At 43.9% G+C, this 5,150-nt stretch carries 6 protein-coding genes; all 6 read right to left on the minus strand.

Features of this window, described 5'->3' with window-relative positions; translation table 11 throughout:
• Window positions 1-491: ParA family protein (locus PHP90_RS13585; RefSeq protein ID WP_299930979.1), on the minus strand; the 491-nt coding region annotated here is incomplete at its 3' end.
• A 161-nt stretch (window positions 492-652) separates the two neighbouring features.
• Window positions 653-817, minus strand: a complete 165-nt coding sequence (gene rd / locus PHP90_RS13590; protein WP_299930981.1) for a rubredoxin — start codon at window positions 815-817, stop codon at window positions 653-655.
• 15 nt (window positions 818-832) lie between these two features.
• Entirely contained in the window at window positions 833-1,693 is an 861-nt protein-coding gene (locus PHP90_RS13595; RefSeq protein ID WP_299930983.1) for a thiamine pyrophosphate-dependent enzyme, read from the minus strand.
• The gene (locus PHP90_RS13600; protein WP_299930985.1) at window positions 1,690-3,369 is read right to left on the minus strand and encodes a 2-oxoacid:acceptor oxidoreductase subunit alpha; all 1,680 of its coding nucleotides are present in this window, start codon (window positions 3,367-3,369) and stop codon (window positions 1,690-1,692) included. The genes PHP90_RS13595 and PHP90_RS13600 overlap by 4 nt, the downstream gene beginning before the upstream one ends.
• Window positions 3,366-4,076, minus strand: coding sequence for a DUF2231 domain-containing protein (locus PHP90_RS13605; protein WP_299930987.1), 711 nt, complete (start codon window positions 4,074-4,076; stop codon window positions 3,366-3,368). Before PHP90_RS13605 ends, PHP90_RS13600 begins: the two co-directional genes overlap by 4 nt.
• 127 nt (window positions 4,077-4,203) lie before the next feature.
• A partial coding sequence (locus PHP90_RS13610) for an HDOD domain-containing protein (protein ID WP_299930989.1) occupies window positions 4,204-5,150 on the minus strand: 947 nt, incomplete at its 5' end.

The raw sequence follows: 5,150 nt of genomic DNA on the forward strand, positions 1-5,150 counted from the left end.
TCAACAATCGATCGGTTTTCATTGATTGCCGTCTGCAATGCAACGCTCATAGGTATCGGAAACATCTCGATCTCAAATCCGAGAGTCTCTTCAAACACAAATTTCGCATCCTTGATATCATTCTCTTTTTGGCTCATATTCGGCACCATCAATATCGGTTTATCCATCCGTGCAACCCGTACCAATGTATCCACCGTCCCCTGAATCGTCTCCAGTGTCGGAATAAACGGGATAATAATCAAATCCGAATAACTGATTGCCTGATCGAGTTTGATATCATCAAATCCCCCGAAATCAAAAATAGTCTCATCTGTCGGTTTTTCCAAATGTTTCTGCTGAATGTCGATACGCTCTACCCTCTCAGGCAATCGATCGGAGAGCGAACCGTAGGGGTCAATCTCACAACCGTAAAATCCGAATCCGGAAATAAGCTGATGGGCAATCATTGACTTGCCGACACCCCCTTTAAAATTTACAATTGTAATATTCATATTTTACCTTGAGATGTATTTAACTGTTAATTACAGTATTTTACCTATAAATAATAGTTTATGTCAAGTTTTATACTGTTAAAAACTATATCAAGATTTCTACTGATGAAAGAGGGTTTGAAGAAACACTAAACGGGCTGTGATGCCCGTAGCATAAGAATTTATTCAGCGAGTTCGGTAAAGTCTTCTTTGCCGACGCTGCATACGGGGCAGATCCAGTCCTCCGGAAGGTTTTCAAACGGTGTACCGGGCGGAATTCCGTTCTCAGGGTCACCTAATTCCGGATCATAAATATATCCGCATACGTCACATTCATATTTTGTCATGATTTTCTCCTTTTCTCAAATGTATTTTTCCATCTCGATTCCGAGACGTTGGTAATCAACCGTACTAGAATACAACGGTTTGTCTCCAACTCGGCTTTCGTCTCTCAGGGCATCTTCCAAAATAACTTTGGGAGGCCCTTTATAAATGACTCCTATCGGAAACGGATGGGATTCCAACGCTTTTTCAAACGCTTTGACCTTGTCTGTCGGATCATAATCATCCTGCAGCTCATACACATTATCCTTGAACCATTTAAACGTATTGGTTTTGTTGAACGTCACACAGGGTTGAAAAATGTCGATCAATACATACCCTTTATGCTCGATCGCTATTTTGAGCATTGCTTTGCAATGTTCTTTGTTTCCGGAAAATGTCCGGATTACGAGTGATGCATCCAGAGAAATTGCGGTCGCAATCGGATTAAACGGTTCAACATGAACCCCTTCAGTCTGCACGGGTGTTTTAAAACCCCGCTGGGATGTCGGAGAAGCTTGCCCTTTGGTAAGGCCGTAGACCATGTTGTTATGGACGATATTGATGATAGTAGCGTTTCGTCGAATTGCCGCCATAAAATGGTTTCCCCCCTCACCGTACATATCGCCATCCCCACCTTCGGCGATCACCGTCAGTGAGGGATTGGAGACTTTCAACCCCTGTGCGACCGGAAGTGCCCTGCCGTGCAGTCCGTTAAACATATTGACACTCATGTACTGCGGTGTTTTTGCTGCCTGCCCTATCCCTGAAACGACTGCGCTCTGGAGCGGGTCAAGCCCCATTTCTTCCAAAGCCTCTTTTAAATGAGCGAGAATCGAAAAATTTCCGCAACCCGGACACCAGGCGTTATCTTCAACAATTCGATCAAACCGTGTAGTCATCGGATCTCCTTTAGTACGGATACGAGTTTTTCAGAGAGTTCATCCACAAAAAAAGGCAATCCGTCGGATTTTAATATGTGAGCATAAATCACTATACCGTGCTGTTTAAGCAGTTTCGCGAACTGACCAGTTGCATTATTTTCGATCGTAATGACTTGTTTGGCATTTCTTAGCGGTGCTAGCTGAGCTTCGCTCAACGGGTAAACCCACGAAAAATGGATCGATGCGATATTTGTATCGTTTATGAATTCGAGTGCTTCTTTGATGATATGCTTTGTGCTTCCCCATCCGACAACGACGATTTCCCCTTCTCCAACTATTTCTGGAAAAATCGCTTCATTGCGGATCAGCTCACCTTTTTTGAGACGTTTGCCGTTTTGCTCGTTGCGTACAGACATACTCTCGGTGATTAATCCCTCTTCGGTATGTTCATCCGAATCGACGAGCACGAAACCCTCTCCGTATCCGGGAATCCCGCGGGGACTGATACCATCATCGCTCAAAGAATAGCGTTTATAGTCCACATCGGTTTTTACGATATGATGAACAGGTTGTTTCGATTCGATATCAAACTGCTCGACATGGAAATAACTGTCCGCCAAATACTGATCGCTCAGTATAATCACCGGAATTTGATACAAATCGGCGAGTTCAAAAGCGCTGCGGGCGAGCTCAAAACACTCTTTCGGATCGCCCGGTGCCAGTACGATGCGGGGAAATTCCCCGTGACCGCTGTAGATGGAGAGTTCCAAATCCCCCTGCTCCGTTCGTGTCGGAAGACCGGTTGCAGGACCGGGACGCTGCGCCAGATAAACAACCATCGGGGTTTCGGTGATCCCGCTGAGACTCAGCCCCTCACCCATCAGGGCAAATCCGCCGCCGCTTGTCGTCGTAATAGATCGTCCGCCGCCGTACCAGACGCCCAATCCCATTTGAAACGCCGCAATCTCATCTTCGGCCTGTTCAACGCAGATACCGAAATTTTGGCTCTGCTTCGCCAAAAAGGTCAATACCCCCGTAGAGGGACTCATGGGATAGCTTGAGATGAAATTGCACCCGCCTGCGATCGCACCGAATCCGACCCCTTCCGTCCCACTCAAAAAGAAATCCTTGGTTTGAGTGGCTGAGAGAGTCGGTTCGATACAGTAGAGACAGCTTCCGTTGTCTTCTCCAAGTTTTGCTCCGATCTCTAACGCTTTGAGATTCACTTCGAGCAGCTCATTAGGGTACATCTCCTCTACAATCCCTCGCAACACTTTCACATCGCATCCGAGCAGTCCGAAAACCAGCGCAGCGGCTATTGTGTTTGAGACGATCGGGCTCCCGATACTTTTGGCCAATGATTCCAAATCATGATCGTAAAACGTGCAGTCGCATTCGAAATTCCCTTTTTTAGCGATTACAAATGTCTCTTTTGTGATCCGATCTTGTGCATGGTAAAAAGCATTGGTGTCCAGAGGAACGAAAATATCCGCTTTATACACGGGCGCATTAACCGGATTCTTCGAGATCCGTATCAGTGTTGTATTGCTGCCTCCGCGCACTCTGGACATAAACTCTTTGGTCGAAAAAGTATAAAATCCCGCTCTCTTGAATCCTTTGGTCAAAAGAGTTTCGATACTTGCGATCCCCTGTCCTGCTTTTCCTCCGATCAATATTGAAACCGAATCTCTCATTGTCTCGCCCCCCAGGTAATTTTTCCGCCGTAATAACCGACGATCGTGACCGAAATAACCGTTAAAAAGATAATAAAGTGATAGATAAACCCGTCTAGCCCTTTTTCAAAAGGGATATTTGAGTTACTAAACATTTGGACTATTGGAACCAATCCGACGAGTAGAGTAAAAAGTGCACCGCTTAATTTGATCATAAAAGGTTTCGATTTGACAAGATTGTAGTTTACCCACCAACTGAAAACTCCCGCAAACAAAGCGAATATTCCCAAAATAGTGGCCATTAAAAAGGAGAGGAATACGGTCTCTTCGTAGGCAACAGAAGGGTGCAGCAAAAACAAGATATCTGCTGCACCGCTGAAATAGTGCAACGCAATGGGAAAATGGACAAGCATCGGATGAGGATGGTAAGCCGCGTACCATTGGCGGTATCGCTCTTTTCGAGCCTCTTTTTCATCTTGCGGAGTTTTACGTGTGGTGGGGATAAAAAGTCCGATAGGTTCAAATTGCTCGAACACCTCATCAGCGTGAGGGGCATCTTCCATTTCGGGCGTCAGATCAATTCCCGCAAAATGTCGTTTAAAATGGGCTCCGTTTTTCCATAATTTGGATGAACTGACATCGTACACTTTCCCTTTGAAAGCGATATAAGCCGGCGCACCGTCTTGACCATTGTATTTTCGAAGCTCTTCCTCGGTAAATTGTTGCATACATCCCCACCCCACAACTTCCTGAATGCTCATAAACAACAAGCATATATTGAACTCTTGTTCTACGATTTAAACGAAACGCTCTCAATCATCAAAGATACTTTAGTCCAGATTGGTAAACGAAATGTTATGCAGTACCCAACTCTATTTGTTTTTCGATAAACACATTTGTATTCAATGCCGCCGCACTTCTTCGGTAACTGTTTAAAAGACATTTATTCAGTTCCCTCTCCGATAAATCGAGTTCAAGTATAATCGAACTGATCATATTCAAATTGTTCTTTTCGATAGCGATCGACAGTTCCAAAAGACGTCCTATAACCCCTTTTTTTTCGAGGAGTGCCGTGATAATAGTATTGTCAATCGTGATCTGTTCCATGAGTTTCCGATAGCTTTCATGAAACATGATTTCGCTGATAGAGAGCATACCCGTAATATACGCCATATCTGAAAAACGGGTACTGTGTTTGATCGTATGGGCCAATTCTTCCATCAAATACGCTCTTTGCAATGCCTGCTGCGTTATCTGCATTGCATGCGTATTGCTTTTGGATCCATCGGATTTTGCATCGGCATAATACATGAGTTCCAGCCATGAACTCAAACGCTCACGCCCGATCAAAAGCAATGCTTGCTCTATCGATGAAATAGAATCATAAATGAGCCCCTCATTAATTTGAATAAATTTTAAAAGATTAATCGTCAGATACGGAGAGGTATCGAATGCTGCCATGAGTTTTTCCAATGACGCATTTGTCTTGAGCAAATAGATCAAATCAAGCAACAGTGTATTGTCCGGATCAAAATTCTCTTTTGCCAACAGATCCGGTATACTGAAATAATAACCCTGAAAATAATGGAAATCGTATGATTTGGCTTTTGTAAAACTCTCTTCATCTTCAATCTTTTCCGCAATAAACTTACATTCATAATGTTTCAGCGAAGCGAGAATTTTATCTGATCCATCAGGATGGTTGATATCGATTTTAATATAATCAATCACTTCTATCAAAGAGTGAAAATGACGGATAAACTCTTTTTCGGAGCTGTAATGATTAAGAGCAAAGCGGTACC

Source organism: Sulfuricurvum sp., from assembly GCF_028712165.1.
GTDB lineage: Bacteria > Campylobacterota > Campylobacteria > Campylobacterales > Sulfurimonadaceae > Sulfuricurvum.